Source organism: Bacillus sp. AFS029533 (assembly GCF_002585125.1).
GTDB classification, from domain to species: domain Bacteria; phylum Bacillota; class Bacilli; order Bacillales; family Bacillaceae_G; genus Gottfriedia; species Gottfriedia luciferensis_B.
Genome location: NZ_NUQC01000011.1, coordinates 16,225 through 42,473, shown reverse-complemented (window position 1 = coordinate 42,473; position 26,249 = coordinate 16,225). Strand labels below are relative to the sequence as shown.

The window sequence follows — 26,249 nt, the reverse complement described above, 5'->3', positions numbered from 1 at the left end:
TTTTATAAATAAAATCGATCCCTAATTTCTTTTGATGGAATCATACACGATTCGTTTTTTCCAAAAAATTTAAAACGATTTCTTGCGATCAGTCTATATAAATGGTCACGTATTGTTGTTGGGATTATGATAAAGGCATAGAAAAATTTTGGCCAACCTTCTAAATTTTTTGCAATAGAAAGGGCAGCTGAAGATTCAATTTTTATTTTTCCATTTTGTACAAGAATAATTGAATCAATTGAACAAAGTTCGGGGTGATCCTTCTTAAGCTTTTCGCCAAAAGTAGATTGTAATGCGGCAAAATGAAAATATCCTTTTTGGTCATGTTTAATAATAAATTGAACGGCTCCATTGCACAAAATACATTCACTATCAAATAAAATAATTGGCCTCTCACTCATAATATATCCCCTAAAGATTATTCTTGGTTCACCATATGGTAAGCAACATTTCTTAAATGTTGTAATAATGGCTCTTTAATTTCTTCATCTAGATCGACATCATCCATCGCTTTTCCCATGCAATCCAGCCAGTCATGCGCTAATTCAATTGTAATTGGAAAAGGCAAATGACGCGCGCGCATTCTTGGATGACCACGTTCCATACTATAATATTGTGGTCCACCTAAAAACTGTGTTAAAAATAGTTTTTGTTTACGTGCAGTCTCCTCCCAGTCACCTGGAAATATTGGTGAAAGTCTCTCATGCTTTGAAACATAAGAATAAAAAGTATCCACAAGCTCTTCTAATTTTTCTTTCCCTATATAATCATACATTGTTTGATTTTCGTTACTCAAAAGAAAATACCTCCATTAACTTCAAAAAATACAATTAAGATAGGTTTATTTTATCTCTTTTTGGACTTTATGAGAAGTAAATAGGAACGTTAGGGTAATATAATTTATTATTAAAAGATATTGTCCCACTTTTTATGGGAACCCTCGTTTTTTAAGAAAGAAGATGAAATATAGTAACTCATAGGAGGTTCATGAGTAAGTAAAAAAGGAAGAAGATGAAAATAACTTACCCATAGGAGGTTCATGAGTAAGTAAAGAAGCAAAAAGATGAAAATAACTTACTCATAGGATGTTCATGAGTAAGTAAAAAAGCAAAAAGATGAAATAACTTACTCATAGGAGGTTCATGAGTAAGTAAAAAAGCAAAAAGATGAAAATAACTTACTCATAGGAGCTTCATGAGTAAGTAAAAAAGCAAAAAGATGAAAATAACTTACCCATAGGATGTTCATGAGTAAGTAAAAAAGCAAAAAGATGAAAATAACTTACTCATAGGAGGTTCATGAGTAAGTAAAGAAGCAAAAAGATGAAAATAACTTACTCATAGGAGGTTCATAAGTAAGTAAAAAAGTAAAAAGATGAAATAACTTACTCATAAGAATTTATATGAACTAATCGGCTAAATTTCTATAAAGAGTCGTTCAGTCAGTCGTATTAACATCAAATCATAAACTTAGGTGAGATGCCTCCCTATACATACTTCAACTTCAGAGCTTTCCCAAAGTGCTAGTACATTTTATCGTGATTTAAGAGATAGCCCCTATCCTTTATAAGCATCAATTAAGTTGTTTAGATTGATTTTATTCTTAGTTTGGAGAATAGCTTTCATTACTCGTTCAGATTTTTCTAGATTAGAGTCATTTAATAGTTCAGGTAAAATGGTCGGAACAATTTGCCATGAGACACCAAATTAATCTTTTAACCAACCACATGCTTGAGCATTTTTATCTCCATCCTTTGATAATTTTTCCCAATAATAATCTATTTCTTCTTGGGAGTCACAATGAACGATGAATGAAATTGCTTCTGTAAATTTAAAGTGAGGTCCACCGTTTAACGCAACAAAATCTAACCCCTCTAAGCTAAATTGAATGGTCATAACCGCACCTTCTTCCATACTGTTTGGATCATGTCTTTCTTTTCCGTATCGTGTGATTCTTTCAATTTTTGAATTCTTAAATATAGAAGTGTAATAATTTACGGCTTCTTCGGCTTGTGTATCAAACCATAAATTCGTTGATATTTTTTGAATTTTACTTTGCATAGCTTTTCTCCTTTAATCCAAAAACGTTTATAATAATTAGATATTGGTTTTAGATATGATTCAAACTTTATCAGTTTTAACTATATTCAGGCATTAATACACGTTAATAGAATATATAAAAAAATGAAATTATACTAGCATAGGAGGTGAGTCAATGAATCAATGGGCACCAAAGAGCGGAAGAGTTATTTTACATGTCGATATGAATTCATTTTTTGCTTCAGTTGAAATAGCGAATGATCCATCATTAAAAGGTAAACCAGTAGTTGTGGCCGGTAATGAAAAAGAGCGGAGGGGAATAATCGTAACTGCAAGTTATGAAGCTCGAGCCTATGGAATCCGGGCAACAATGCCATTATGGGAAGCACGAAAAAAATGTCCTGAGATGATTGTGAAAACGCCAACTTTTGAAGCTTACCGAAAAGTCTCAAGGCAAATATTTGAAAAATTAGGTGCAATAAGTCCTAAAATTGAAGTAGCATCAATTGATGAAGGATATATTGATATAACTGATTGTGATGAAAAACTAGGTCATCCAATTAAAATAGCTGAAATGATCCAGTCAATGTTGTTAGAAGATCTTGATATGCCATGTAGTATCGGTATTGGTCCAAATAAATTTCTTGCGAAAACAGCTTCAGATATGAAAAAACCACTTGGAATTACTGTTCTTCGAAAGAGGGATGTTCCTACTATTTTATGGCCTAGAAAAGTAGGAGAGATGCATGGTGTTGGTAAGAAAACTGAAGAAAAATTAAATGAAATTGGCATTATTACAATAGAAGATTTGGCAAAAAGTGATGAAGAACAAGTACAAGAATTATTAGGTGTAAACGGTAAATCTTTAAGAAATAAGGCAAATGGAATAGATGAAAGAGAAGTCGATCCTAGTCGTATGCTTTCACATAAGACAATTGGCCAATCAACGACATTTTCATTTGATGTTTTTGAGGAACCAATGATTGCAGAAAAATTTGAAGCTCTATCGAAACGGGTTGCTGAACGATTAATTAAGAAGGGTTTAGTTGCTGACACTGTGACAATTACACTTCGATTTAGTGACCGAAAAACAATTAATCGAAGTAAAAAACTTACTACACCTGTACAACAAGCTAATGAAATCTTTAAAGAGGCATTTGACCTATGGAAAAGAAATTGGAACGGAGAACCATTACGTTTAATCGGAGTAACTGCCTCACAATTAAATCCAAAAGATGAAATATCAAAGCAATTGGACTTATTTTCTTTTGAAAAGGATGCCAAACAAGAACCTTTGTTTGAAACATTACATAAATTGCAAAATAAATATGGAGAACAAGTGATTAGTTTAGGGAGACAAAAAAAGAAAATTGACTCAAACAATATATTAGATATATTGAAATCTACAGAGTAAACAGCTGGTGCGGTTTCTTAATCGAAGAACCCTTTTTTATTCTCTACGAAAAAAAGACGGTCTATTAATTAGACAGTCTTCAAATAGTTAATAGAACCGTTTAAACTTTCTCGATAATAATTTTAGTTGCTGTTGGAAGATATTGTTCCACTGCATTCAGTACATTTTGATCATCCTGATATGCACCGACTTGTATTCCGTCTACGATTACTCTATGCATTTCAGCCTTAGCCTTAGCTGTTAAGTTAAATGCTTTTACTAATCCATTTACATGCCCTTGAGCTACTTTTTGACGCCAATTTGGGTCTTTTAGTTTTGCAGCATCACTTGCATTATCAATGAAACCATTTTCAGTCAAAATCGCTGGCATATTTGATTCACGTAATACATGAAAATTAGCTTTCTTTTTACCACGATCAGTTAGACCATTTACCTTTACGATCTCTGGATGTAAAACGTTTTGATACTGAGCTGAAGTAGACGTATCTGACAAACTATCATGTATATAATCCTCATAACCTGACGCTGATGTATTAAATGAATTGATATGAACAGATAAAAAGTAGCTAGCACCCCATGAGTTTGCATCATTAGTACGTTCAGTTAAAGAACGATCAGTATCGGTAGATCTGCTCATTCTAACCTCAACGTCATTGTAGTTATTCAATAAATCTCGTATTCTTAATGCGATATCCAAAGTTAAGTCTTTTTCCTTTAATCCATTACCTACTGCACCTGAATCAGAGCCACCATGACCTGGATCTAAATAAAGTTTCAACATTTTTTTATAATCCCCTCCTAAAGATAATGTATTCAAAGTAGCCTTTAGTTGAAATGGACAAGCATCTAAATGTATATAACCAAATTTAAGACATTTAATTGAATTAGGCATTCATTCTAATAGATTCTTTTATTTAGATTGATAGTTAAGTAGGGGAATACTAAAATATTGTCGAATTTATAGATTAGGTTATTTTGTTATCCAATATAACTATTGCAGAGAAGCCAAGGAGGAAAAGTGTATGTATACAAAAATGAAAGCGAATGAACACGTTTATTCATCACATCGTAATGTGGTGTATGCTAGAAATGGAATGGTCGCTACTTCTCAACCATTGGCTGCACAAGCGGGCCTTGATATTTTAAAAAAGGGTGGTAATGCAGTAGATGCTGCAATCGCTACAGCTGCTTGCCTTACAGTAGTAGAGCCTACTTCAAACGGCATTGGCGGGGATGCTTTTGCATTAGTTTGGATGAACGAAAAGTTATACGGTTTAGATTCAAGTGGACCAGCACCTAAAAATATATCGATTGAAAAAGTAAAAGATCTAGGTTATGAAAAAATGCCTAAGTATGGTTGGGTGCCAATAACAGTTCCTGGTGCTCCTGCTGCTTGGGTAGAATTATCGAATCGGTTTGGGAGACTTTCATTAAAGGAAGTGCTACAACCGGCAATTGAATATGCTCGTGAAGGTTTTCCGATTTCACCAACATTAGGTAAGTTTTGGAAGAAGGCTTATGAAATATACAAAAAGGAGTTAAACTCTGAGGAGTTTGCTGCTTGGTTTGATACGTTTGCCCCAAATGGAAGAGCTCCTGAAGTAGGAGAAATTTGGTCGTCACTGGATCATGCAATAACTTTAGAAAAAATAGCCGAAACAAATGGAAAAGATTTTTATAAAGGTGAAATTGCAGATAAAATTATTGAGTCTTCAAATCAATATGGTGGCTTTTTAGCAAAAGAAGATTTAGAGTCTTTTAAACCGGAATGGGTAAATCCAATTAGTATAAATTACAGAGGCTATGATGTGTGGGAAATTCCACCTAATGGTCAAGGCATTGTCGCACTGATGGCTTTAAATATATTGAAAAATGATCAGTTTGATGACAAAGAGAACGTAACTACATATCATAAACAATTTGAAGCAATGAAGTTAGCTTTTGCTTGTGGAAAGGAATATGTGACAGACCGAAAGTTTATGAAGACTTCGGTGGAGAGTCTATTAAGTGATCAATATGGAAAAGAACGTTTTTTAGAGATCACGGAAACTGCTCATACACCATTACCAGGAAGACCGCCTAGTGGAGGCACTGTTTATTTAGCAACAGCTGATGCAGATGGAAATATGGTCTCATTTATTCAAAGTAATTATATGGGTTTTGGGTCAGGTATCGTAATTCCTGGAACTGGAATTGGATTGCAAAATAGGGGTTGTGATTTTAGCTTAAATGAAAAACATGCCAACGCTTTAATCGGTGGAAAAAAATCATATCATACGATTATTCCGGCATTTTTAACAAAAAATAATAAAGCAATTGGACCATTCGGTGTAATGGGTGGTTATATGCAGCCTCAAGGTCATGTTCAAGTAATCATGAATAGCATCGATTTTTATTTAAATCCACAAGAAACTTTAGATGCTCCTAGATGGCAATGGATTGAAGGGAAAATAGTTGAAGTCGAACCTAGTTTTCCGCAAGAGATTATAGAAGAGTTACAGGCTAAAGGTCATGAAATTAAGGTTGCAGATGATACTGGAAGTTTCGGGCGAGGCCAAATTATTTGGAGAAATGAAGATTCTGGCGTTTTAATGGGTGGTACAGAATCAAGAACGGACGGTTGTATAGCAAGTTGGTAAATATGAAAAGGAAATGATTTAATGAAACAATTAGAAATATTCATCGCGTTTTTTCGAAGTAGTATATTAGGATATGGTGGAGGACCATCTACGATTCCTCTAGTTTATAAGGAAGTCGTTGATACGTATAAATGGATGAAAGACGAAGAGTTTTCTGAAATTTTAGCTATAGGTAATATGCTCCCAGGTCCAATCAATACAAAATTAGCAGGTTATATCGGTTATCGTATGGGTGGTATAATCGGAATGCTAAATGCGATTATTGCAACGATCCTACCGACAATCCTATTAATGATTATACTATTAACATCATTATCGTCTTTTAAAGATATAAAATGGGTTAATGGGATGAAGGAATCAATTGTACCTGTTGTTGGGGTAATGTTAGGTGTATTAACATGGCAATTTTATCAAAGTTCAAAAAAAGGATTGAAAACACCAACAATATTAATTCATTTAGTTGTTGGATTGTTTCTAATTCAATTTTTACACATACATCCAGCGATTATTATTGGTAGTTTACTAATATTTGCAATCTTCCAACCAGTAAAAGCAACTTCCTCAAATGACCATCAGACGAGGAAGGGGAGTACAAACGAATGATTTATTGGAAATTATTTCTTTCATTTCTTATAACGAATCTTTTAGGATATGGTGGGGGGCCAGCTACAATCCCATTAATTCAAAATGAAGTTGTTACACAAAAACATTGGTTAACAGGGCAAGAATTTCATGAAGCGTTTGCAATGGGAAATGCCTTACCAGGACCTATCGCCACAAAAATGGCTGGCTATATTGGATATAAAATTGGAGGAATCTTTGGTTCCTTTATTGCAGTCTTTGCAACGGTATTCCCTTCTTTATTGCTAATGATTCTATTGATTGGGTTGCTTTATAAAAATCGTGACTCAATTCGAGTGAAGAGAATGACAGCATATGTAAAACCGACAATTGTTGTCCTTTTAGGTCTACTTACATATCAATCTTTTTCTGATTCGTTTCATGATATTGGAGCATTCCAAGTTATTTTTATTGCGGCTTGTACATTTTTCTTAATGGAAAAATTTAAGATTCATCCGGCTTTTGTAGTACTTGGTGCATTAATTTATGGTGCCATTAATCTTTAAAAATAAAAAAAGAAACCAATTAATTGGTTTCTTTTTCATTTTCTTTTTCCTTTTCCTTGCTCATAACTTCTTCATAATCTTTATTAAACCAAAGTGGATCCATATTATCTACTTCGCCATTATAATTAATCAAAATTTCTTCGCCAGCTTTAATGTCTTTGTAAGCGAAAAAATCAAATGTGTGATTATCAAAGTTAATATCGTAAGTTGCATTTGCATCATAAGAATGGTTGAATAGCATTCCGTATCCTAGAAGAATAGCTGAATGATTAATACCATATTCAAATGCGTAGTCTGCTAATAAAGTTTTCTCGATATGCTCATGTTCCTCGTTCGGGTAAGAAATAACTGGCGCCTCGTGTATTAATTCACCTTTTGCAATATCACGTGTTGCAAAGACACCTCGATTAAATTCACCGTCACTCAACGTAGAAGTTTTAATTTCAATCATAATTACACCTATAATTCTCTCTTAAGTCTTATAGATAGTTTGCCATTATTTTAAATATAAATCAATTTTTTTATCTATTTATCGTTATTCACAAAAAAAAGTGCGTCTCTTATTCGAGCGAAAGGAGTAGTAAAGCTAATATTAGATTAAAAACTGATAAAATTTTAAAAATCTAAGTATATATTTTGCCAAAACATCAAATTATAAAATTGTTATATATATATAGGGAGGCAGATTATAATGAAATTTTTTTATAAGATTATGATTTTATTGATTGTAATGTCTTCTATTCTTCCAGGAAATAAGCAGGTAAATGCAACTAGCAAAAAGGAATTTCTGCGAATTGAAGGATATAAGCCAAACCAAACTGTTAACAAAATTCCTAATCTAGCTGATATTTTCCAGGTTTCAACAAATCAGATCCTAGTAACTTTTGATTCACAAGTTGATATTTATTTAGGAACAAAAGCATCTTTTTATTGGATTCAAAGTTTATCTGATAAAATCCCTACCGGAATTGCATCACTAGGAAACAAAAGTCAATTTAATGCAAGGAATGCCTTATCAAATAATCAAGTTACAATTACAAAGGTACAAGGAGATAACAATTCATTCTTGTTAACCTTTAAACAAGAAATCCCTTCAAATAAGCGATTTAAACTAGCAGTTCGTCATTTGCACGCTCCTGGTGGAAAACCATTTGATGGTATAAATGGTATAAAAGTATTTACAGGTAAATAATTATTTTGTAGTTTGTCTACATGATTGATGTAATCCCCTATTGCAGAGGGGATTTTTTTATGTCTTGTAATGAATAATGTTACCAAGCGATCGGTAGAAATTAAATGTAGTGTAGTTCAAAGAAATTTTTTTGAACAGGGTATAGCTTACTCCAAAAAAAATCTTAAAAAATATAAATTATAGAATTGACTTTAACGTTGCGTAAAGGTGTATTGTAAAGATGTCAGGAGGTAGTCGCAATGGAATACACTGTACAAAAGCTTGGACTTCTAGCAGGAATCAGCACAAGGACTTTAAGATATTATGATGAGATTGGGATTCTTAAGCCGGCAAGAATTAACTCATCAGGATATCGGATTTATGGTCAAGCGGAAGTAGATCGCTTACAACAAATCTTATTTTATAGAGAACTAGGTATGAATTTAGAAAACATTAAAGAAATTATCACGTCACCTGACTTTAATAGTACCAAGGCGTTAAACGAGCATCGTGAGCGGCTTCTTGATAAAAGAAAGCAATTGGATTTATTAATTTCAAACGTTGAAAAGTCAATTGCTCTAACAGAGGGGAGAATTACAATGTCAAATAAAGAAAAATTTGAAGGTTTTAAGAAAGATATGATTGAAGAAAATGAAAAGAAATATGGAAAAGAAGCACGTGAAAAATATGGGGATGAAGCTGTTAATAAAGCAAATCAAAAAGTAATGAATATGACAGAAGAAGATCATAAAGAAGTAACGCGACTTGCTGAAGAATTAGCAAAAACACTAGCTGAAGCATATAAAACGGGTGATCCATCAAGTGAAATTGCCCAAAAAGCAGCTGATTTGCATAAACAATGGTTAACATTTTATTGGAGCAAATATAGTAAGGAAGCTCATGCAGGCCTAGCCCAAATGTATGTAGACGATGAACGCTTTAGAGCACATTACGATAAAGAACAACCAGGAACTGCTGAATTTTTAAGAGATGCAATTCATATTTACACGCAACATAAAAAATAAGTCGGGGATGGTGTACTTAGGCAAGTTCTAAGTACACCTGTTCTTAATTCGTGAAGGTTCATGAGTAAGTGAAACAGCAAATAAGAAAAAAGGTGACTCATGAGGGGTTCATGAGTAAGTAAAACAGCAAAAATAAGAAAAAAGGTACCGCATGAAGGGTTCATGAGTAAGTAAAACAGCAAAAATAAGAAAAAAGGTGACTCATGAGTGGTTCATGAGTAAGTAAAACAGGAAAAATAAGAAAAAAGGTGACTCATGAAGGGTTCATGAGTAAGTAAAACAGGAAAAATAAGAAAAAAGGTTCCTCATGAAGGGGTCATGAGTAAGTAAAACAGCAAAAATAAGAAAAAAGGTGACTCATGAGGGGTTCATGAGTAAGTAAAACAGCAAAAATAAGAAAAAAGGTGACTCATGAAGGGTTCATGAGTAAGTAAAACAGCGAAAATAAGAAAAAAGGTGACTCATGAGTGGTTCATGAGCAAGTAAAACAGCAAAAATAAGAAAAAAGGTTCCGCATGAAGGGTACATGAGTAAGTAAAACAGCAAAAATAAGAAAATACCTTACTCATAAAAGGTTTATGAGATGTAAAAGTGAAAAAGAAGATGTTGTCATACTCTTATGTCACATGGAAATCAACATCACTCTACTTCTTTTACGAAAATTTGCTAACTTATTTAACAAGGTTGTTTTTCAGTAGCGTGAAAAAGTGTAATTAGATTCATTCTAAGTACACTTTTTTTATTTTTTTTGGAAAAAAATAGTAAATGTATTCAATGAAATTTGGTATAATTATTTTTATGATTATTTAGTTTGATGTAAATTTTGTAGAGATGTATTATAAATTTTTAAATAATGGAATGTTTATGTACAATATAGGTAAGAATTTGATTTAAATAATTTAATTTTTAAACTAAGGATGTACTAAAATGGACGAACAATTTATACCGAGGAAAGAGCGACATAAGAAGCGCTTTATTAGAAAGCGCCAAAATATTGAGCATGAAAAAATAAAATTTAGTACTTATATATTAAGTGTATTTTATTATTTTTTATTATTTTTAATTTTTAATCTTGTACAATTTTATATATTTCAGCATGTTAATCACACCATTAAATCACTAGGGAATTTTGATTTAGCTAGAGCAATTATATCAGGATTAATCTATTTACTATGTATTATTTGTATTGAGGATACTTATAGAAGATATCGAATACCTTCAACTTTCATCCGAATATTAATACCAATTTTAGTGTTTATTTTAGCAATCGTCACTATGTATACTTTAATAAAAGTATTTTTCTAATACGATTTGTTAAGTGAAAACAGCAAAAAAGTATTACTTCTTTTAATGATGTAATACTTTTTTTGTTAAACTTAAATGGTATTTTGTTAGATGGATAAGGTGTAGGGAATTTTTAGTTTAAGCTGTGTAATGGCTAAAAGATGGGGGAACAAAGTGCTTTATTTATGATTCTTTTACACTCATTTCTAATAATCTTTTTTGTATCCAAACAGCGGCTTGGGTACCATCGCCCATTGCTATTGTGACTTGTTGAGAGTGGGCTACTAAATCGCCGGCTGCCCATACATTTGTAACATTCGTCTCCTTTGTCCGTGAGTCTACAATAACATGCTTATTATTTAAAAGATTTACTCCTAGCTGGATAGCGAGACTATTTTGTACTTTATTTCCACCAAAACCAATAAATGCTCGGTCCCCATAAATTATTTCACCACTATGTAAACAAATGCCTTTAAAAGTGGAATCGTCTTCTTTGAGTACTTCTTTAATCGTTTCTTTTCGATAGTGAACTCCAATTTTCTGTAGTTGGTCATGTAATTTGGAGTCAAGGTCATGTCCATCGTGATTAATATATGTAATTTGTTTTGACCAATAAGCTAATGTTATGGCAAGATTTGCACCAATATTACCAGATCCAAGTATTAAAACACTTTTATTTAAAATTTCATATCCATCACAATCTGGACAAACATAAATTGTCGATCCAAGACAATCGACTAGATTTTTAATTTGAGGAATTCGATCAATTAGTCCAGTTGCTAGTAAGACTGTTTTGGCAGAATAAGATTTTCCTGTTTCCGTCTCTATTAAGAATTGATTGTTTACGTTTTGTATACTTATTACTTTATCTTGGATGAATGATACACCATAAACTTCAGCATGCTTTCTTCCTAGTTGTCTTAGCTCTTGTCCACTTATACTATTCGGCCAACCTAATATATTACGATATGTTTTACATAATGTTGAGCGACCATAATTTGAGTCAATTACGAGTACATTCCTTTGGTATCGACCAAGCTGAATGGATGCCTGTAAGCCTGCGAAACCTCCCCCTACTATGATACATTCATATAACTCATTCATAGACTAGTCTCCTAAATCATTTAATACAAAATCGTATATGTTCAATTTTTCCAATTAAGCAATTTCTAATCATAATTTCTCAATTAATCTAATTGTTGAAAATAAAAAGATTTTTGATTGATATATTCTGAATATTTAGGTACGATTTTTCTATTAACTTATTTTAATTTGTTGTTTTTTGTGGAGGGAGTAAGAATGAGTGCAGATAAGATTGCCTTAACAAATTCTAGAACGAAGGGAATTATTCTCGTATTAACTGCGGCAATATTATGGGGCATATCTGGAACTGTTGCACAATTTGTATTTCAAAGAAATCATTTTAGTCCAGAATGGTTAGTCGTTATTCGATTATTGTTTTCAGGAATCATCCTATTAATTTTTGCTAGTCTAAAAGAAAAAGGACATATAACGGAAATTTGGAAGGATAAGAAGGATATCTTTAGTTTATTGTTATTTAGTATTCTTGGAATGTTAGCAGTTCAATATACATACTTTGCCGCAATAAAAGCTTCAAATGCTGCTACAGCAACAATTTTACAATATTTGGCACCTGTCATTATTACATGCTTTTTAGCAATGCGTTTCAAAAAAGTACCAACTAGAAAAGAAGTACTGGCTGTCATTTTAGCGCTTGCAGGGACATTTTTATTGGTAACACATGGAACGATTAAAGGATTGTCTATTACTGGATGGGCATTATTTTGGGGGTTAGCGTCAGCTTTTGCTTTAGCATTTTATTCAATTCATCCTCAGAATCTTTTAAAAAAATTTGGGTCGACTATCGTAGTAGGGTGGGGAATGCTAATCGGTGGAATTTGTTTTAGTTTCATACATTCACCTTTTAATTTCCAAGGTCATTGGTCGATGAGTGCATATTTCGCAGTCATTTTTATTGTTATATTTGGAACGTTAATAGCCTTTTATTGCTACTTAGAGAGTTTAAAGTATATTAATGCTTCCGAATCTAGCTTACTTGCATGTGTGGAACCATTATCAGCTGCTGTACTGTCAGTCATTTGGTTAAGAGTAAATTTTGAAATGATAGATTGGATCGGTAGCCTATGTATTATAAGTACGATTGTCATTTTATCAATGACTGATCGAAAAGAGACTAATTGACGATTATCTGTCACAAAAGAGCATAAAAAGACAGGACTCAATCAATTTAACTTGTTAGGATGTAATTAAGGGAGGAGTCATATGGCTTGGGTTGAATCTTTACAAAAGGCAATTGATTATATTGAAGACAATTTATTAAACGAGTTAACGATTGAAGAAATTTCTAAACAAGCTAATTCATCTGTTTTTCATTTTCAGCGAACATTTTCAATTTTAACTGATATTAATCTAGCTGAATATATAAGACGAAGAAGATTGACGCTAGCGGCCAATGAATTAACAACTACTGATCATAAAATAATTGATATTGCCTTGAAATATAGGTATGACTCTCCTGAGGCTTTTGCAAAAGCGTTTAGAAGACAGCATGGTGTAACACCAAGTGAAGCAAGAAAGTTTATTGGAAAACTAAAATCATATAACCGCCTCGTTATTCAGGTGAGTTTGAAGGGAGCCGAACCAATGCAATTTAATATTGTTGAAAAAAGTGCTTTTCAAGTAGTTGGAGTAAAAAAAGAGTTTTCTTATTTGAATGATCAACAACAGCAACTGATTCCTAAAATGTGGGAAGAGGTTAATGAAAATGGTACGAGTGATCGTTTGTACGAATTGAACAACGGTGACATTAAAGGTGTTTTAGGTGTATGCATGATGAGCGAGGAGCAAAAATCAAAAAATTTACTAGAATATTGGGTTGCAACCGAATACGAAGGAGATGTACCAGAAGGTTTTTATTTTCACGAAATTCCTGCATCAAAATGGGCTGTATTTGGTGTTCATGGAGCGATGCCGAACGCAATGCAATCGGCATGGAAAAAGATTTATTCCGAATGGTTTCCTTCAAGTGGCTATTCACATGCAGGTATCCCAGAATTTGAACTTTATCCAGAAGGAAATCCATTTAGTGAAGATTATTATACTGAAATTTGGATTCCGGTAAAATAAAACCAATCATTAAAAGCGTTAAAAAAGGTGCTTTTTAGAGAAAGCACCTTTTCCTTTTATGTATGGATTTATCCTCTTAATGCTTCTAAAACTACTTGTGCTTTGTAGCCTTCAGAGAAATCTATAATTGTAGCTTCTTCACCTTTTAGAGCCTTTACTAAATGGTCAATTAATGAATCAGCTAAAGTTTGATCGGCTTCAATTTGTTGAATTGGCTCGCCGATTTTTCCTCCTTCTAAATTAGCCCAATTTACTAAAGAAAGAGTTCCTTTCGAACCGTATGCTGTAAATTTAATTTCTTCTTCACCTGCAATTTGGCTTAAGCCATCTATTATTACAGGAGTGCCATCTTCTAATTCTAAAAAGGCGATAATTCCATTTTCGGAAGCAAGAGGGTCAGCGGGATATTGCATATGTTTCGTGCCTACTTTCATATTACCAAAAATCTTTTGAATTTGTTGAATATAATGCACACCAACCTCTAATACATAACCGCCTTGTTCTTTTGTAGCAACCCACTCATTTTGTTGCCATAGTCTCGGCCAATTAGGAAAACGCATCTTTAATTCGATTCTTCTTAAGTCGCCAACATATCCGGATTTAATAAGGCTAGCAAAAGACTTACTACCAACATTGTAGTTTAATGGAAAGTTCATTGCGTGAAAAATACCTTTTTCTTTAGCTTGGGTATAAAGTCCTAGAGCTTCCTCTGTTGAGTTTGCCAAAGGCTTTTCACAAAGCACATTAATTCCTTTTGCGATTACATCAGTTACTACCGAATAGTGATATTTTGGAGGTACAGTCACATAAACGAGATCAAGTTCTGTATTTTCAAGCATCTCAAGATGATTTGTAAAGGTTAAAACTGATTCTAATCGGCTACTTGTTTCTTGAACTCTTTCCTCTAATGTGTCACATATTGCTACTATTTTTGTTTCTTGGTGGTTTGAAAATAAAGGAATTAATCTTTGGCCAATTGCGCCAAGACCAATAATACCAACTTTTATCATGAGAAAAACACCTTTCAAAGTAGATTTATATTGTAATTATAGTAAGAAAAATTAAATAATTAAAGAAATAGATACCATGTTCTTAGATTTAAAAATTTAAGGTCCTACAAATTGCTCATAGCAAAATAATTTTTGAGTAAAAAGTTTTGTGAATTACCAAATTCGAAAAGGGGTTTTCGACATAGAAAAAGAATATAAATCATTGATAAGTAATGGAGGTGACATTATGGAGAAGAAGCCATTGTATTATGATGGTAGTGGGGATGGAGAAAAATTAATTCAATCAGAAGTTATAAAAAAGCAAATGAGTATTGTTACTGAAGTAAGAAAAAATTTAACTGGTAATCCGTTTGTGATTGATTGGAGTCAAGTTAATGTAGCTGGGAAATGATTCGTTATTTGTGCTTGTTTGTTCTTGATTGAGAACGAATCGGTGAACTATTAACAAAATAATGAATTGAAAAATTGTTTATCCCAGTTAATTTAAATTAAAAAAGATGTCCCATAAGTTAGAAAAAAACTTAGGGGACATCCTTATTAAAGAGTATTAACAGTTTCCATCAATGTCGCAGCTTAATGAAGACTGCTCAACAAGTTTTTGGTTGTTTAATGCTTGAATAAATGCTTCTTTACTTTGAACACCTTGTAAAACTTGATCACCAATTATAAAAGTTGGTACTGCATTAATAAAATTAGGGTTTTGAATCGATGAGTCATATTTTGTATTTGAAACAGCTTCAATGAATTGAGAACGGTCTAAGCCAAGTTTTTCAGCGATATCTGCCAGTACGTTTACATCACCAATTTCTTTACCTTTTGTCCAAAAGTCTGCTAAAACTGCTTGAGCATATTCAGCACCTTTTCCATTTTCTTCTGCGAATAGAAAGCCTCTATGAGCTTTTTTAGTTGAAGGATGGGGATCCATTGTTGGTAAAATCATCTCTACACCAAGTTTTTGTGCAAGTGGTTGAACACCGAATTTCCATCCTTGTTGAATATAAGAACTATTAGGACTTAAAGGTTCAGCTCCCTCAGGTCTTAATTGGAATGGTTTCCATTCAAGCTCTACATCGCTAACTTCTTTAATAGCGTCCTCAAGTGGTTTTTTTCCTAAATAGCAAAACGGACATACATAGTCCGAATAAATTGTAACTTTCATTATGAAACCTCCTAAATCAATTAAAGAAAGTATAAACAATATTAGAACTAAATCTCAATTTATTAGCTTCGAATTACGAAATTTTTAAGTGAAGTAACAGATATTCAACTAAAAAGAAATAGAGCATAAGAGCTCTATTTCTTTAAATCATTGGTAGATTGATCATCAGGTGGTGGATTTGTTCCAATTCTAGCAGTGTTTAGATCAACAAATGAGTTTAAAAAATATTTTCTTCTTAAAAGTAAAACGGTTAATAGTAATAGGCCACAGATTGATGTGAAAATCATTCCAGTAAGTAATCCACCGATATACATGAATGTATCCATTTGTGATGTAAATAGTGACCAAACTAATATTGAAAGGATTCCGTCTGCTAAAACAATGGCAAGCGATACTACTAAATACGGTAAAAATTGTCCAGTTTCTTTTGTTTTCTTTGAAGCATATCGATACCCAATTGGTACAGATAAAAAGATGATAAAACAATAGAAGAGTAATATGAAATCTCGAATTGACATAGTATCACACCTAACTTTTTTGTTGGTACTATACTATATGCAGAATATTCATATAATTGGACAAGATTTTTTTATTTACCAATTTTTACTTTTTTCTTTTTAATTTCTGCTTTTTCAGGCTTTGTAGGAGAGAAGTTATCAAAATCCTTTTTTGTTTCTGGTACTTCGATATGACCTGTTCTTATATTTGCTTTATATAAATCAACTTGCTCTTTTGTATCTTTATTTAAATTCTTATCTGTTTTTGCAAGATCAACGCCATTTTCTTTAATACCCCATCTCAAAATGCGTCCACCTTGAAAGTTCCCTTTTAATGACTTGGTGATTACTTCATCTACGCCTTTATCAATTCGTTTAATTGCTGATGTTAGGGTGACATTTTCCGGTAATCCTTGTTTATATTGATCCCGGTCAACACCAATAACCCAAACCTTTTTGCCATTTTTCTTTAATTTTTTAGCTTCAGTAAATACACCTAATCCTGTTTTTCCTGCTACTTGGAAAATAATATCTACACCTTTATCATTGTATAAGGTTTTTGCTAATTTACTTCCGTCTGCAGGTTTATCAAATGAATTTGCAAATTCCGTCAATACTTTTATTTTTGGATCCACGGACATAACACCTGCTTTGAAACCATATTCAAATCTTTTAATAAATGGATCCTTTGTACCACCAATAAATCCGATCTTATGCGTTTTAGTGTTCATCGCAGCTGCAATACCAGCGAGGAATGCTGACTGCTCTTCACGATAGGTAACGCTAACAACATTTGGTTTTTCAACAATCCCATCAATTATGACAAAGTCCGATTTTTTTTCTTTACTCGCAACTTCAGAGATGGCTTTTTGAAATGAATAGCCTATTCCAAATGTTAAATCATATTTTTTCTTTGCATACTTCATTAATTCTTTTTTTGCTGCTTTGTCTGTTGGAGCATCTGTTTTTACATAATTTTTATTTTCTTTCCAACCATGTTTCTTTCCAGTTTCTATAATTCCATCCCAAACTGCTTGGTTAAATCCTTTATCGTGAATTTCAGTTTTACCCATAACAATTCCAATTTTAAAATCATTTTCTTTTTCTTTCTCCGATGCACTTATATTATTATTTCGATTAGCACAGCTGGTTAAAGTAAGGCTAGCAATTAGTGAGACAGTGGCGATTTGGAAAAAACGTCTTCGCATTGTTTTCCTCCATATATTATATTTAAAAAACTAAGCTCTATTGTGTAAATTTCCCAATCAATTCATAAATCATTCTTTAAAGTGTTGGCAATTTAATAGACAAGTGGTACTGTAACAATTAGAAATGATTAAGATGGAGGCATTAACGTGAAGCTTGTATTTTTAGGAACGGGAGCAGGAATGCCATCAAAAGGTAGGAATGTAACAAGTATTGCATTACAGCTTTTAGAGGAAAGAGGAGCAACATGGCTTTTCGATTGTGGTGAAGCAACACAGCATCAAATATTACATACGTCTATTCGGCCACGACGAATCGAGAAGATTTTTATTACTCATTGCCATGGTGATCATATCTTTGGATTGCCTGGATTATTAAGTAGTAGAACTTTCTTAGGTGGAGAAGATTTATTAACAATTTATGGACCTAAAGGGTTAAAGGATTATGTGGAAACTAGCTTTAAAATTAGTGGTACTTACTTAAAATATCCGATTCATTACGTTGAAATTTCTGAAGGGATCGTTTTTGAAGATGACCAATTTATTGTTCAAGCAGTAGAACTTGAACATGGAATTCAATCATTTGGTTATCAAATTATTGAAAAGGATTTACCTGGAGAATTGAACGTAGAGGAATTAAAGAAAATTGGTGTAAAGCCAGGGCCAGTTTATAAATTCCTAAAAGAAGGGAAGACAGTAACTTTAGAGGATGGAAGAATTTTAAATGGTAAGGATTTTATTGGATCTTCAAAAAAAGGTCGACGCATTGCAATAGCAGGGGATACTCGTATAACTGATAAAAGTAATTTGCTTGCAAGAGGTATGGATGTATTAGTTCATGAATCAACCTTTGCAGACGATGAAACAGCTCATGCTTATGATTATTTCCATACTACAAGTACTCAAATTGCAACAGTTGCTAAATGTGAGGGGATTAAAACACTCTATTTAACACATATAAGTGCAAGATATCAAGGGGAAGCTTCAAAAAAATTGTTAGATGAAGCACGTGAAATCTTTGATCATACGTATATCGTGAATGATTTTGATGAATACGATATCACAAGAAATGATTAAATTTTCAGTTAAGATGCAAAAGCTTAAAAAGTTGAGAAGTTTACATAAAAGAATCGTTTAGAGACATGATATAAGTATTCTGTGTAAAAGGAAGGTCATGGCTTTGAAACAGTTAAAAGTTATCCTTTTATTAATTTTTAGTTTCCAATTTATTTTTTACAGTTCTATTAATGCATCAGCTGAAAGTAAAAATCGATATTACTATGAAAAACAAGGTACTGCTATTTGGGAGGTACCTGTAAAAGAGAAAGTAATAGCAATTACATTTGATGATGGGCCGAATGATGAATATACCCCAGAAGTTTTAGATTTGTTAAAGAAGTATAATGCTAAAGCTACATTTTTTTTAGTCGGTGAGAGAGTTGCGAAATTTCCTGAAGTTGTAATGAGAGAAATAAAAGAAGGTCATGAAGTTGCGAATCATACATATACGCATGCTAGACTTCAGTATTTAACTGATGAACAAATAAGAGATCAATTACATAAAACTCATGATGCAATTATAGCTGCAACCCATGTCGAACCAGTATTATTTAGACCACCATTTGGTTACTATAGTGAGCGTTCAATAAATACCGTGCATGATCTTGGCTATTTAACTGTTATGTGGTCTTGGCATCAGGATACATTTGATTGGCAAAATCCTGGAGTATATAAAATCGTATCAAATGTATTAAAAGATACTAGAAAAGGAGATATTGTTCTTTTTCATGATCACGGGGGGGACCGTAGTCAAACTGTCGATGCACTGAAGCAAATCTTACCAGCTCTTCAAAAGCAGGGCTATCAGTTTGTAACGGTATCACAATTATTACAATTAAAAGCAGGAGTTAAACTTCCTAATTTTTAGTCAGAACCAGATCAATGGGTAACCAAAATTGATCTGGTTTTTTGTTTGTCTTGTACTTCTACTTCTTAAGTCTGATATAAAACCATTCCTCAGGCCATTATTCCGATATAAAAACTTGTATAAGATAAGAGTATAAGTTGAAAGGAGGCGACGAGGTCATGAAGAAGTTCTTAACTTTTATCCTCGTACTAATATTAATTGGAGTTGCTTTAGCGAATTTAGGTGGCTTGATTACTTTAGCACTTGGGTTAGTAATCACATATTTCAGTTTTAAAAAGTTTATGAAAACAGATTCGATTTTAATGAAAATCATCTGGACAATTATTGGATTAATCGGTTTATCGATTGCAATAGGTGGTCTTCCTTCTTTAATAGGTGCAGCAGCAGCAATTTTGCTTTATTACCTATATAAAGATTATAAAAATCAAAAAAAACTTAAAGATGATGAATTTAATGTTTATGATGAAAATTTTAACCCTATAAAATAAGAGGAGTGTATGATTATGAAAAACTTATTTACTCGTATTAAAAATCAAATCTCAGCGGATTTACATGGCTTATTAGATGAGAAAGAACAACAAAATCCTATCTCACAATTAAATTACTTCATTAAACAATCTGAAAGTGAATTAGGAAAAGTAAGGGGATTACTTGAAAGACATTACTCATTACGTACGAAATTCCAAGTCGAACGTGAGGGAGCACTTCAAATGGTGCAAAAACGTGAAGAGCAATTAAAGGTTGCTAATGAAGCGGGTGCCGAAGAGTTAATCAAACGTGCAACTGAAGATCTTGCTTTTTATAAAGAACAAGCTGAAAAGTTTGTTACATTAATCGCTAAAACAGAAGAAGAAATTAGCTTTATGCATGAGCAAGTTAATCAAATTGAAAAAAAGCTAAAAGAGCTTCATACGAAAAAATATGACTTAATGTCTCGTCAAAACATGGCTCACGCGACAAAAAAAATAAATGAAACTCACCATTTACTTAATAGTAAAATGCCATCAATTGACTTCAACTACTTTGAAAAACAAATTCGTGATTTAGAGCTAAGAGTTCGTTCAGAATTTGATCTACAATCATTTGATTACAAAATTGACTTATTAAAAAAAGAACTGACAAATAAAGTAAAGCAAGAAGCATAATCGTTTTTGAGAAGAAGAGATCACCAATCTCTTCTTTTTTTGTGGATTTAAAAAGGCTGAAAGAGCATTTTGAGTACCTCGTGAACCTGTTATGAGGAAGTAGATTACAAGAAAAGGCAATATAAGTACCTCATGAACCCAATTTTTTGTCTGTTTTTTGATTATTTTGGAATAAATTTCTCTTTAAATAATATAGATAGGATGTTGACTTTAAATAGTATTGTAAAATTATTTGAAAATTTAGAATTAGTTTATCAAACAAAAAAGGTAGATTTTGAGAAAGGGCGAATTAGTTATGAAAGGCTTCGAGATCGTTTTAAAAGACATTGTTATTTATTAAAGTAAGATTCGTAAGATTCCCACATAATTCAACATCAAAAGATCCAACAATGAGGAGCGTATAAGGAGGTTTTTAGAGTTTCAATCTTTGGAATGTGGGGCGGTTAATGGAATCCATTTATTTTAACAGTGCTTTTATTCAAATCATGCGACTTGATGGAGTTTTTATTTTTGTATAGGTGTTTTTAAAAGAGAAAAATTAAGAATGACTAGTAAAATAAATTTGAAAGTAGGGTTATTATTGAGAATTAAAGGTAATATCGTAAAAAAACATGATGTAGTTCATTGTATGGTTTCGACTGAGGCGCAGTTTGCTTGGGATCTTTTAAAGAAAACAAAATATCGATGTATTCCAGTTTTAAGTGAAAACGATAAAGAGTATGTTGGAAATCTTTATCGTGTGGATTTAGCTGAGTATTTAGTAGATAACGATTCTTTGCAAGGCAAGACAGTAAATGATTTTGTGCGCAAAGAATGTCCACCAATTCAGGAGGATTCACCATTTTTCAAAGTATTCTTTACGATTAAACGTTTTCCTTATTTAGCAGTAGTAAACGATCTAAATGAATTTGTAGGAATTTTAACGCATAAAACAGTTTTTGAATTATTAGAAGAAGCATGGGGACTAAAAGACGGCGGTTATTCATTAACTGTTAGTACGATGGAACATGAAGGTGCATTAGCAAGATTAGCTAAGCTTGTAAATAAATATTCTAATTTGAAGAGCTGTATTACACTAGATAGTGATTCGGTTTATCGAAGAATTTTAATTACACTACCACCAACTATTAGTGAAGACGATTATATTAAGTTGAAAAAAGATATTATTAAAAAAGAGTTTCATATTATGCATGAAGAAGTTTCAACAAGTCATGCAACTCAAAAATGATTAAAAAGAAGAGCAAGGGGATCAATATAGAGTCCCTTGCTCTTTTTTTTAAAATATGATGCCAGTTCAGGCTTGAACTTAGTTAAACCCTTAATTTAGCTTTTTATGTACTTCATGATTTGATTCTTTATTTTTCTTTAATGAATCGAATTTTAATAGTAAGAGAGTTGATACCTTTTGAGGGTAGCTAAGTGGTTTGCCTTTTGCTTCTACCATTGAATTGCCAACAACATAACTGATTGTTAGAAAGCCAACAATTAAAACTAGTGTGACGATTAAAGCAATTGTGATGAGAATACGCTTAATACTTGCTCGTAATACACTACGGTTTGTTATTTTCATCAGAAAACTCTCCCCCTTAGGACAACACAGTTACCTGTATCATTTTATTACCTAAAGAAGAGAGTCATGACAAGCAGATTAAATTTTATTAATTTTTTCATATTCCTCTTGGATCTCACGTGATCGAACAGTTGCTTCAATAAAGCAATTTAAAAATGAATTAGCAACTTCACGGTCTTCAAGAACAGATATTCCAGCTTGAGTAGTGCCATTTGGGCTTGTAACTTTCTTTCTCAATGTCAATGGAGATTTATTCGTTTCTTGAAGCATTGAAATCGAGCCCATTAAAGTTTGTTGAATAAATGGCTTGGCAATATCACGATGGATCCCTAGTGCCATTGCAGCTCGTTCAAATTGTTCGATGACATAATATATATAGGCAGGACCACTACCAAATAATCCAGTCATAGCATGTAATTCGTCTTCTTCAACTTTAGCGACAATACCAACACGCTCAAATAATCTTTTTGCTGTTTGCACTTTTTCAAAAGGAACTTCATCTGGATAAGCAAGTGCTGTAGCAGATTTCCTAACGAGTGAAGACGTAGTAGGCATTGCACGAACAATATTCAGATTTTCATTTCCTAGTAACTGTTTAATTGTATTGATTGTAACACCTGCTACTAAGGAAATAATTAATTGTTTTTCATTGAAAAAACTTTTAATTTGATCAAGAGCGACTGTAACATCTTTAGGTTTCATCGCTAAAAAAACTACACTTGAACCAGAGATTGCTAACTGACGGTTAGTAGTAGCTAATACACCGTATTTTGTATGTAAACTATCTAAACGCTCTAAATCCTCCCTATTAGTGATCGCAATTTGATCACTCTCAATATACCCACTATCTATTAACCCTGCAATTAATGCTTCTGAAATACTACCTGCACCAATAAACGCAACTTTGCCTAGAAACATTACATTCACCTCACCTCTATTGTAATAGATATTTATATTAGAGAAATAAATGCTATATTCCTTGTTGACATATTACTTTTATATAATTTTTCAAAAATATTTTTAAATAATTTTTAGTTGAAGGGAAAATTTTAATGAGAAAAGAAGTAATTAGGAAATTTTTCTAAGTTTTGTAACGATTAATTCCTTTTCCGTCCCCGTGTTTTCTGTACATTCTAGATTCTGTCTTTACATTAATGTAAAATTCTAATCATCTTTGTTTTTATTTTTTTAAATGTATATTAGAATTAACTGTAAGAAGATTCAGATAAGGAGGAATAAGTATGATCCCTGAAGATAAGATTCACCAAATTACACTCCCGGTACCGTATGCAATGAATACTGTAAATGTTTTTTTAGTTGAAGGAGATTTATTGACTTTAATTGATACAGGAACGAATACTCCAGATACATTAGATGCACTTAAAAGTGAATTAGATAAATTAGGGTATAAATTAGAAGATATTGAACAAGTCATTTTAACTCATCATCATCCAGACCATGCAGGACTATTAGAGGAGTTTAATGAGGATGTAAAAATATTAGGTCATGAACGAAATATTCCATATTTAACCCAGGACGAATCATTTTTAAATTACTATAATGAGTATTTTATTGAAAATGCGCTATTATACGGTGTACCACAAGAATATGTACAAAGAATGCCACGAACAACAGAGAAAATGCCATATACTAGTATTCGTTCTTTAACTCATACGATCGATGAAGGCGATCGAATTGATAGTATTTTTGGGTTGAAAGTATTGTACACACCTGGTCATGCAACTTCTCACATTTCTTTAATTAGTGAGGATGATGGCATTGCATTTGGAGGAGATTTATTATTAGATAAAGTTTCGTCAAACCCAATCATAGAGCCTCCATTAAATGGTGAAACCGAACGTGTAAAACCATTATTACAATACAATCACTCTTTACAAAGAATAGCAGAACTTCCGATTACAAAATTATATACTGGACATGGTGAACCAGTTATCGATATTAAAGGGTTAGTAAAAAGTAGATTAGAAAAGCAAAAAGCTAGAGCTGAAAAAGTATATGAAATGATTAAAAAACAACCGTTAACTGCATATGAAGTTTGCCAAATGTTATTTCCAAAGGTTTATCAAAAGCAACTTTCACTTACTATATCTGAAACAATTGGTCAATTAGACTATCTGGAAAACTTAGGTTTTATTAGTTTAAATGAACGAAATGATGGTATACTTGAGTATAAAACGAATGAGCATTCAGTCAGTCAATAATAGAGGTGGGAATTTTTGAGGTTAAGTAACCAAACGGTAGTAATAACAGGTGCTTCTAGTGGTCTTGGGAAAGATTTAGCTTTAACTGCAGCAAAACAAGGCGCTAATATCGTCTTAATTGCTAGAAGAGAAACAGAGCTAAAAAACTTAAAGGCAAAAATACAAGAAGATTTTCCAGTTAAATGTCATTATTTTGTTGTAGATGTGACAGATGAAAATGCAGTATACGATGCATTTCACCAGATCGAGGAACAATTTGATGGAATCGATGTTTTAATAAATAATGCAGGGTATGGTCTATTTCAAACGGTTGAACAAATGTCACTTCAAGATATGAAGCAAATGTTTGATGTCAATGTATTTGGAGTCATGATTTGTTCAAAGCTTGCCCTTACGTCTATGAAGCTGAAAGGGAAGGGGCATATTATTAATATCGCTTCTTTAGCTGGTAAGATTGCAACTTCGAAGGCTGCAGCATATGCAGGTTCTAAGCATGCAGTACTAGGTTTCAGCAATGCCTTAAGACAAGAAGTTGAAAAAGACGGTATCTATATTACGAATATAAATCCAGGTCCAATGGATACACCGTTTTTTGATATAGCAGATGAGTCAGGATCGTACGCAAAATCTGTTCGAAAAATGATGCTAGACCCTGAAAAAGTTGCTTCGAAAGTTATTTCTTTAATTGGAAAAAATGTTCATGAAATCGATTTACCTTCATGGATGGGATTTGGAGCAAAAGTTTATTCAGTATTCCCTAAAGTAAGTTATTATTTAATGATGAAATTCGGAAATAAAAAATAACAGAAGCTGTTCATAGAGACTGCTTAAATGATGATAGAAAAAAGAGCTAAGAGAGGTAATTTTCTCGAAGCTCTTTTTATTTTGTTCTGTATTAAAGAATAATGTTGTTTTTGTTATTCAACTAATTAGTAGATTAGTGGATTAATTACACTTAAAGGTGGAGATTAAAGTTTTGCCGAATAATATAAAGTCAGATCAAAATAATTAGGGGTGATTAAATGGTATTGGAAGCTGCTATGCTATATGTTAAGGAAGGTATGGAGGAACAATATGAAGAAGCTTTTCGAGAAGCATCAAAAATTATTTCTTCTATGAAAGGGTACATGTCTCATGAATTACAACGATGCATGGAAACAAAAGGGAAATATCTATTATTGGTGCAGTGGGAAACATTGGAGGACCATACAATTGGATTTAGGCAATCTAATGAATACCAAGATTGGAAAAAGCAGCTTCATCATTTTTACGACCCATTTCCAACAGTGGAACATTTTGAAATGGTGAAATTTTTGTAGATGTTTCTTCGACAACTATTGAAGTAAGTTATAAACTTCCATGGACTGAGGTAATTATTAATCCATGGTCGGCTAACGCAATTGTTCGTTACATAAAGTAAAGTAAGACCACATTTTTGTGGTCTTTTTCAGTTGCAATCAACATTTAAATTTAGCGTAGCTTTATTTAAATTAATTTAAACCTTTTCTATTTGTTATTTGCTTTTCAATTTTTAATAATACTAAATTGTTTTACGCCTCGTTAATATTTCAATCTTGCTTCTATACACCTCATAATTTTATTCGAAGTAAACCCTATTGTTTTTCATTAGTCTAACTTCATGCGCTT

The 26,249-nt window shown here is 32.5% G+C and carries 30 protein-coding genes; 18 read left to right on the top strand and 12 right to left on the bottom strand.

Annotated elements, in window-relative coordinates; translation table 11 throughout:
• Positions 1-2: 2 nt before the first annotated feature.
• The 3 genes from COE53_RS06280 to COE53_RS06270 all read right to left on the bottom strand — a co-directional run bounded on the left by COE53_RS06280 (position 3) and on the right by COE53_RS06270 (position 2,060).
• A complete protein-coding gene (locus COE53_RS06280) occupies positions 3-401 on the bottom strand; it encodes a thiol-disulfide oxidoreductase DCC family protein (RefSeq protein ID WP_069033460.1) in 399 nt (132 codons plus the stop codon).
• A gap of 17 nt (positions 402-418) precedes the next feature.
• The gene (locus COE53_RS06275) at positions 419-775 is read right to left on the bottom strand and encodes a globin domain-containing protein (protein ID WP_049819805.1); all 357 of its coding nucleotides are present in this window, start codon (positions 773-775) and stop codon (positions 419-421) included.
• 931 nt (positions 776-1,706) lie between these two features.
• A complete protein-coding gene (locus tag COE53_RS06270) occupies positions 1,707-2,060 on the bottom strand; it encodes a VOC family protein (protein WP_353615534.1) in 354 nt (117 codons plus the stop codon).
• Between the two features lie 154 nt (positions 2,061-2,214).
• Here COE53_RS06270 and COE53_RS06265 point away from each other — a divergent pair, with 154 nt between their 5' ends.
• On the top strand, positions 2,215-3,453 hold the full coding sequence (locus COE53_RS06265) for a DNA polymerase IV (protein ID WP_069033459.1): 1,239 nt from the start codon (positions 2,215-2,217) through the stop codon (positions 3,451-3,453).
• Between the two features lie 100 nt (positions 3,454-3,553).
• On the opposite strand, the gene COE53_RS06260 is transcribed toward COE53_RS06265, so the two are convergent.
• Entirely contained in the window at positions 3,554-4,234 is a 681-nt protein-coding gene (locus COE53_RS06260) for an N-acetylmuramoyl-L-alanine amidase family protein (protein WP_180242392.1), read from the bottom strand.
• A 241-nt stretch (positions 4,235-4,475) separates the two neighbouring features.
• Between COE53_RS06260 and ggt the strand changes: the two genes are divergently transcribed.
• From ggt to COE53_RS06245, 3 genes are read left to right on the top strand one after another with little or no spacing between them, the layout of a single operon-like run.
• Entirely contained in the window at positions 4,476-6,092 is a 1,617-nt protein-coding gene (gene ggt, locus COE53_RS06255; protein WP_439097775.1) for a gamma-glutamyltransferase, read from the top strand.
• 21 nt (positions 6,093-6,113) lie between these two features.
• Positions 6,114-6,695 carry a chromate transporter gene (locus COE53_RS06250; RefSeq protein WP_069033457.1) on the top strand — a complete coding sequence of 194 codons (582 nt, stop codon included), beginning with the start codon at positions 6,114-6,116 and terminating at the stop codon, positions 6,693-6,695.
• Positions 6,692-7,219: a chromate transporter gene (locus COE53_RS06245; protein WP_069033456.1), complete on the top strand. Its 528-nt coding sequence runs from the start codon at positions 6,692-6,694 to the stop codon at positions 7,217-7,219. Before COE53_RS06250 ends, COE53_RS06245 begins: the two co-directional genes overlap by 4 nt.
• A 19-nt stretch (positions 7,220-7,238) precedes the next feature.
• On the opposite strand, the gene COE53_RS06240 is transcribed toward COE53_RS06245, so the two are convergent.
• Entirely contained in the window at positions 7,239-7,670 is a 432-nt protein-coding gene (locus COE53_RS06240; protein ID WP_069033455.1) for an SET domain-containing protein, read from the bottom strand.
• A gap of 240 nt (positions 7,671-7,910) precedes the next feature.
• On the opposite strand from COE53_RS06240, the gene COE53_RS06235 reads away from it, so the two are divergent.
• The 3 genes from COE53_RS06235 to COE53_RS06225 all read left to right on the top strand — a co-directional run bounded on the left by COE53_RS06235 (position 7,911) and on the right by COE53_RS06225 (position 10,720).
• On the top strand, positions 7,911-8,411 hold the full coding sequence (locus COE53_RS06235) for a hypothetical protein (RefSeq protein WP_069033454.1): 501 nt from the start codon (positions 7,911-7,913) through the stop codon (positions 8,409-8,411).
• A 239-nt stretch (positions 8,412-8,650) separates the two neighbouring features.
• Positions 8,651-9,415: a MerR family transcriptional regulator gene (locus tag COE53_RS06230; RefSeq protein WP_069033453.1), complete on the top strand. Its 765-nt coding sequence runs from the start codon at positions 8,651-8,653 to the stop codon at positions 9,413-9,415.
• A gap of 927 nt (positions 9,416-10,342) precedes the next feature.
• Positions 10,343-10,720 (top strand): hypothetical protein, encoded by a 378-nt coding sequence (locus COE53_RS06225; RefSeq protein WP_069033452.1) that lies wholly within the window; start codon positions 10,343-10,345, stop codon positions 10,718-10,720.
• A 162-nt stretch (positions 10,721-10,882) separates the two neighbouring features.
• On the opposite strand, the gene COE53_RS06220 is transcribed toward COE53_RS06225, so the two are convergent.
• On the bottom strand, positions 10,883-11,803 hold the full coding sequence (locus tag COE53_RS06220) for an NAD(P)/FAD-dependent oxidoreductase (protein WP_069033451.1): 921 nt from the start codon (positions 11,801-11,803) through the stop codon (positions 10,883-10,885).
• 195 nt (positions 11,804-11,998) lie between these two features.
• On the opposite strand from COE53_RS06220, the gene COE53_RS06215 reads away from it, so the two are divergent.
• Both COE53_RS06215 and COE53_RS06210 read left to right on the top strand, forming a co-directional pair.
• Positions 11,999-12,922, top strand: coding sequence for a DMT family transporter (locus tag COE53_RS06215; RefSeq protein WP_069033450.1), 924 nt, complete (start codon positions 11,999-12,001; stop codon positions 12,920-12,922).
• An 81-nt stretch (positions 12,923-13,003) separates the two neighbouring features.
• The gene (locus COE53_RS06210; RefSeq protein WP_069033449.1) at positions 13,004-13,867 is read left to right on the top strand and encodes an AraC family transcriptional regulator; all 864 of its coding nucleotides are present in this window, start codon (positions 13,004-13,006) and stop codon (positions 13,865-13,867) included.
• Positions 13,868-13,935: 68 nt separating this feature from the next.
• Here the strand turns inward: COE53_RS06210 and COE53_RS06205 are convergent, their stop codons facing one another.
• Positions 13,936-14,877, bottom strand: coding sequence for a Gfo/Idh/MocA family protein (locus tag COE53_RS06205; RefSeq protein WP_098947567.1), 942 nt, complete (start codon positions 14,875-14,877; stop codon positions 13,936-13,938).
• 226 nt (positions 14,878-15,103) lie between these two features.
• Here COE53_RS06205 and COE53_RS23860 point away from each other — a divergent pair, with 226 nt between their 5' ends.
• Positions 15,104-15,268, top strand: coding sequence for a hypothetical protein (locus COE53_RS23860; RefSeq protein WP_175403476.1), 165 nt, complete (start codon positions 15,104-15,106; stop codon positions 15,266-15,268).
• Positions 15,269-15,424: 156 nt separating this feature from the next.
• Here COE53_RS23860 and COE53_RS06200 read toward each other — a convergent pair whose 3' ends face one another.
• The 3 genes from COE53_RS06200 to COE53_RS06190 form a co-directional block, all read right to left on the bottom strand.
• The gene (locus tag COE53_RS06200; RefSeq protein WP_069033447.1) at positions 15,425-16,036 is read right to left on the bottom strand and encodes a DsbA family oxidoreductase; all 612 of its coding nucleotides are present in this window, start codon (positions 16,034-16,036) and stop codon (positions 15,425-15,427) included.
• Positions 16,037-16,170: 134 nt separating this feature from the next.
• On the bottom strand, positions 16,171-16,554 hold the full coding sequence (locus COE53_RS06195; protein ID WP_069033446.1) for a hypothetical protein: 384 nt from the start codon (positions 16,552-16,554) through the stop codon (positions 16,171-16,173).
• Positions 16,555-16,625: 71 nt separating this feature from the next.
• Positions 16,626-17,741 (bottom strand): BMP family lipoprotein, encoded by a 1,116-nt coding sequence (locus COE53_RS06190; RefSeq protein ID WP_069033445.1) that lies wholly within the window; start codon positions 17,739-17,741, stop codon positions 16,626-16,628.
• 147 nt (positions 17,742-17,888) lie between these two features.
• Between COE53_RS06190 and rnz the strand changes: the two genes are divergently transcribed.
• The 5 genes from rnz (at position 17,889) to cbpA (ending at position 22,038) form a co-directional block, all read left to right on the top strand.
• Positions 17,889-18,815: a ribonuclease Z gene (gene rnz / locus COE53_RS06185; RefSeq protein WP_091021034.1), complete on the top strand. Its 927-nt coding sequence runs from the start codon at positions 17,889-17,891 to the stop codon at positions 18,813-18,815.
• Positions 18,816-18,912: 97 nt separating this feature from the next.
• A complete protein-coding gene (locus tag COE53_RS06180; RefSeq protein ID WP_069033443.1) occupies positions 18,913-19,665 on the top strand; it encodes a polysaccharide deacetylase family protein in 753 nt (250 codons plus the stop codon).
• A gap of 158 nt (positions 19,666-19,823) precedes the next feature.
• Complete coding sequence (locus COE53_RS06175) at positions 19,824-20,153, top strand: lmo0954 family membrane protein (RefSeq protein WP_069033442.1); 330 nt, start codon at positions 19,824-19,826, stop codon at positions 20,151-20,153.
• A gap of 15 nt (positions 20,154-20,168) precedes the next feature.
• Positions 20,169-20,810 (top strand): PspA/IM30 family protein, encoded by a 642-nt coding sequence (locus COE53_RS06170; RefSeq protein WP_069033441.1) that lies wholly within the window; start codon positions 20,169-20,171, stop codon positions 20,808-20,810.
• Positions 20,811-21,390: 580 nt separating this feature from the next.
• Positions 21,391-22,038 (top strand): cyclic di-AMP binding protein CbpA, encoded by a 648-nt coding sequence (cbpA, locus tag COE53_RS06165; protein ID WP_069033473.1) that lies wholly within the window; start codon positions 21,391-21,393, stop codon positions 22,036-22,038.
• Positions 22,039-22,128: 90 nt separating this feature from the next.
• Here the strand turns inward: cbpA and COE53_RS06160 are convergent, their stop codons facing one another.
• A complete protein-coding gene (locus COE53_RS06160; RefSeq protein ID WP_069033440.1) occupies positions 22,129-22,380 on the bottom strand; it encodes a hypothetical protein in 252 nt (83 codons plus the stop codon).
• 78 nt (positions 22,381-22,458) lie between these two features.
• Positions 22,459-23,298, bottom strand: a complete 840-nt coding sequence (gene proC / locus COE53_RS06155; RefSeq protein ID WP_069033439.1) for a pyrroline-5-carboxylate reductase — start codon at positions 23,296-23,298, stop codon at positions 22,459-22,461.
• Between the two features lie 323 nt (positions 23,299-23,621).
• Between proC and COE53_RS06150 the strand changes: the two genes are divergently transcribed.
• From COE53_RS06150 to COE53_RS06140, 3 genes are all read left to right on the top strand, one after another.
• Entirely contained in the window at positions 23,622-24,602 is a 981-nt protein-coding gene (locus COE53_RS06150; RefSeq protein ID WP_069033438.1) for an MBL fold metallo-hydrolase, read from the top strand.
• A gap of 15 nt (positions 24,603-24,617) precedes the next feature.
• Positions 24,618-25,406 carry an SDR family NAD(P)-dependent oxidoreductase gene (locus tag COE53_RS06145; protein ID WP_069033437.1) on the top strand — a complete coding sequence of 263 codons (789 nt, stop codon included), beginning with the start codon at positions 24,618-24,620 and terminating at the stop codon, positions 25,404-25,406.
• A gap of 218 nt (positions 25,407-25,624) precedes the next feature.
• Positions 25,625-25,921 carry an antibiotic biosynthesis monooxygenase family protein gene (locus tag COE53_RS06140; protein WP_069033436.1) on the top strand — a complete coding sequence of 99 codons (297 nt, stop codon included), beginning with the start codon at positions 25,625-25,627 and terminating at the stop codon, positions 25,919-25,921.
• The last annotated feature ends 328 nt before the right edge of the window (positions 25,922-26,249 follow it).

Bases quoted from the DNA above. Each gene is read 5' to 3' on its own strand.
- COE53_RS06195 (WP_069033446.1), bottom strand. From the start codon at position 16,554: ATGTCAATTCGAGATTTCATATTACTCTTCTATTGTTTTATCATCTTT.
- COE53_RS06170 (WP_069033441.1), top strand. From the start codon at position 20,169: ATGAAAAACTTATTTACTCGTATTAAAAATCAAATCTCAGCGGATTTA.
- COE53_RS06140 (WP_069033436.1), top strand. From the start codon at position 25,625: ATGGTATTGGAAGCTGCTATGCTATATGTTAAGGAAGGTATGGAGGAA.
- COE53_RS06215 (WP_069033450.1), top strand. From the start codon at position 11,999: ATGAGTGCAGATAAGATTGCCTTAACAAATTCTAGAACGAAGGGAATT.
- COE53_RS23860 (WP_175403476.1), top strand. From the start codon at position 15,104: ATGGAGAAGAAGCCATTGTATTATGATGGTAGTGGGGATGGAGAAAAA.
- COE53_RS06190 (WP_069033445.1), bottom strand. From the start codon at position 17,741: ATGCGAAGACGTTTTTTCCAAATCGCCACTGTCTCACTAATTGCTAGC.
- COE53_RS06200 (WP_069033447.1), bottom strand. From the start codon at position 16,036: ATGAAAGTTACAATTTATTCGGACTATGTATGTCCGTTTTGCTATTTA.
- ggt (WP_439097775.1), top strand. From the start codon at position 4,476: ATGTATACAAAAATGAAAGCGAATGAACACGTTTATTCATCACATCGT.
- COE53_RS06205 (WP_098947567.1), bottom strand. From the start codon at position 14,877: ATGATAAAAGTTGGTATTATTGGTCTTGGCGCAATTGGCCAAAGATTA.
- COE53_RS06160 (WP_069033440.1), bottom strand. From the start codon at position 22,380: ATGAAAATAACAAACCGTAGTGTATTACGAGCAAGTATTAAGCGTATT.
- COE53_RS06230 (WP_069033453.1), top strand. From the start codon at position 8,651: ATGGAATACACTGTACAAAAGCTTGGACTTCTAGCAGGAATCAGCACA.
- COE53_RS06270 (WP_353615534.1), bottom strand. From the start codon at position 2,060: ATGCAAAGTAAAATTCAAAAAATATCAACGAATTTATGGTTTGATACA.
- COE53_RS06245 (WP_069033456.1), top strand. From the start codon at position 6,692: ATGATTTATTGGAAATTATTTCTTTCATTTCTTATAACGAATCTTTTA.
- proC (WP_069033439.1), bottom strand. From the start codon at position 23,298: ATGTTTCTAGGCAAAGTTGCGTTTATTGGTGCAGGTAGTATTTCAGAA.
- COE53_RS06150 (WP_069033438.1), top strand. From the start codon at position 23,622: ATGATCCCTGAAGATAAGATTCACCAAATTACACTCCCGGTACCGTAT.
- COE53_RS06260 (WP_180242392.1), bottom strand. From the start codon at position 4,234: ATGTTGAAACTTTATTTAGATCCAGGTCATGGTGGCTCTGATTCAGGT.
- COE53_RS06280 (WP_069033460.1), bottom strand. From the start codon at position 401: ATGAGTGAGAGGCCAATTATTTTATTTGATAGTGAATGTATTTTGTGC.
- COE53_RS06175 (WP_069033442.1), top strand. From the start codon at position 19,824: ATGAAGAAGTTCTTAACTTTTATCCTCGTACTAATATTAATTGGAGTT.
- COE53_RS06240 (WP_069033455.1), bottom strand. From the start codon at position 7,670: ATGATTGAAATTAAAACTTCTACGTTGAGTGACGGTGAATTTAATCGA.
- COE53_RS06235 (WP_069033454.1), top strand. From the start codon at position 7,911: ATGAAATTTTTTTATAAGATTATGATTTTATTGATTGTAATGTCTTCT.
- COE53_RS06265 (WP_069033459.1), top strand. From the start codon at position 2,215: ATGAATCAATGGGCACCAAAGAGCGGAAGAGTTATTTTACATGTCGAT.
- COE53_RS06225 (WP_069033452.1), top strand. From the start codon at position 10,343: ATGGACGAACAATTTATACCGAGGAAAGAGCGACATAAGAAGCGCTTT.
- COE53_RS06180 (WP_069033443.1), top strand. From the start codon at position 18,913: ATGGCTTTGAAACAGTTAAAAGTTATCCTTTTATTAATTTTTAGTTTC.
- COE53_RS06250 (WP_069033457.1), top strand. From the start codon at position 6,114: ATGAAACAATTAGAAATATTCATCGCGTTTTTTCGAAGTAGTATATTA.
- COE53_RS06220 (WP_069033451.1), bottom strand. From the start codon at position 11,803: ATGAATGAGTTATATGAATGTATCATAGTAGGGGGAGGTTTCGCAGGC.
- COE53_RS06275 (WP_049819805.1), bottom strand. From the start codon at position 775: ATGTATGATTATATAGGGAAAGAAAAATTAGAAGAGCTTGTGGATACT.
- COE53_RS06210 (WP_069033449.1), top strand. From the start codon at position 13,004: ATGGCTTGGGTTGAATCTTTACAAAAGGCAATTGATTATATTGAAGAC.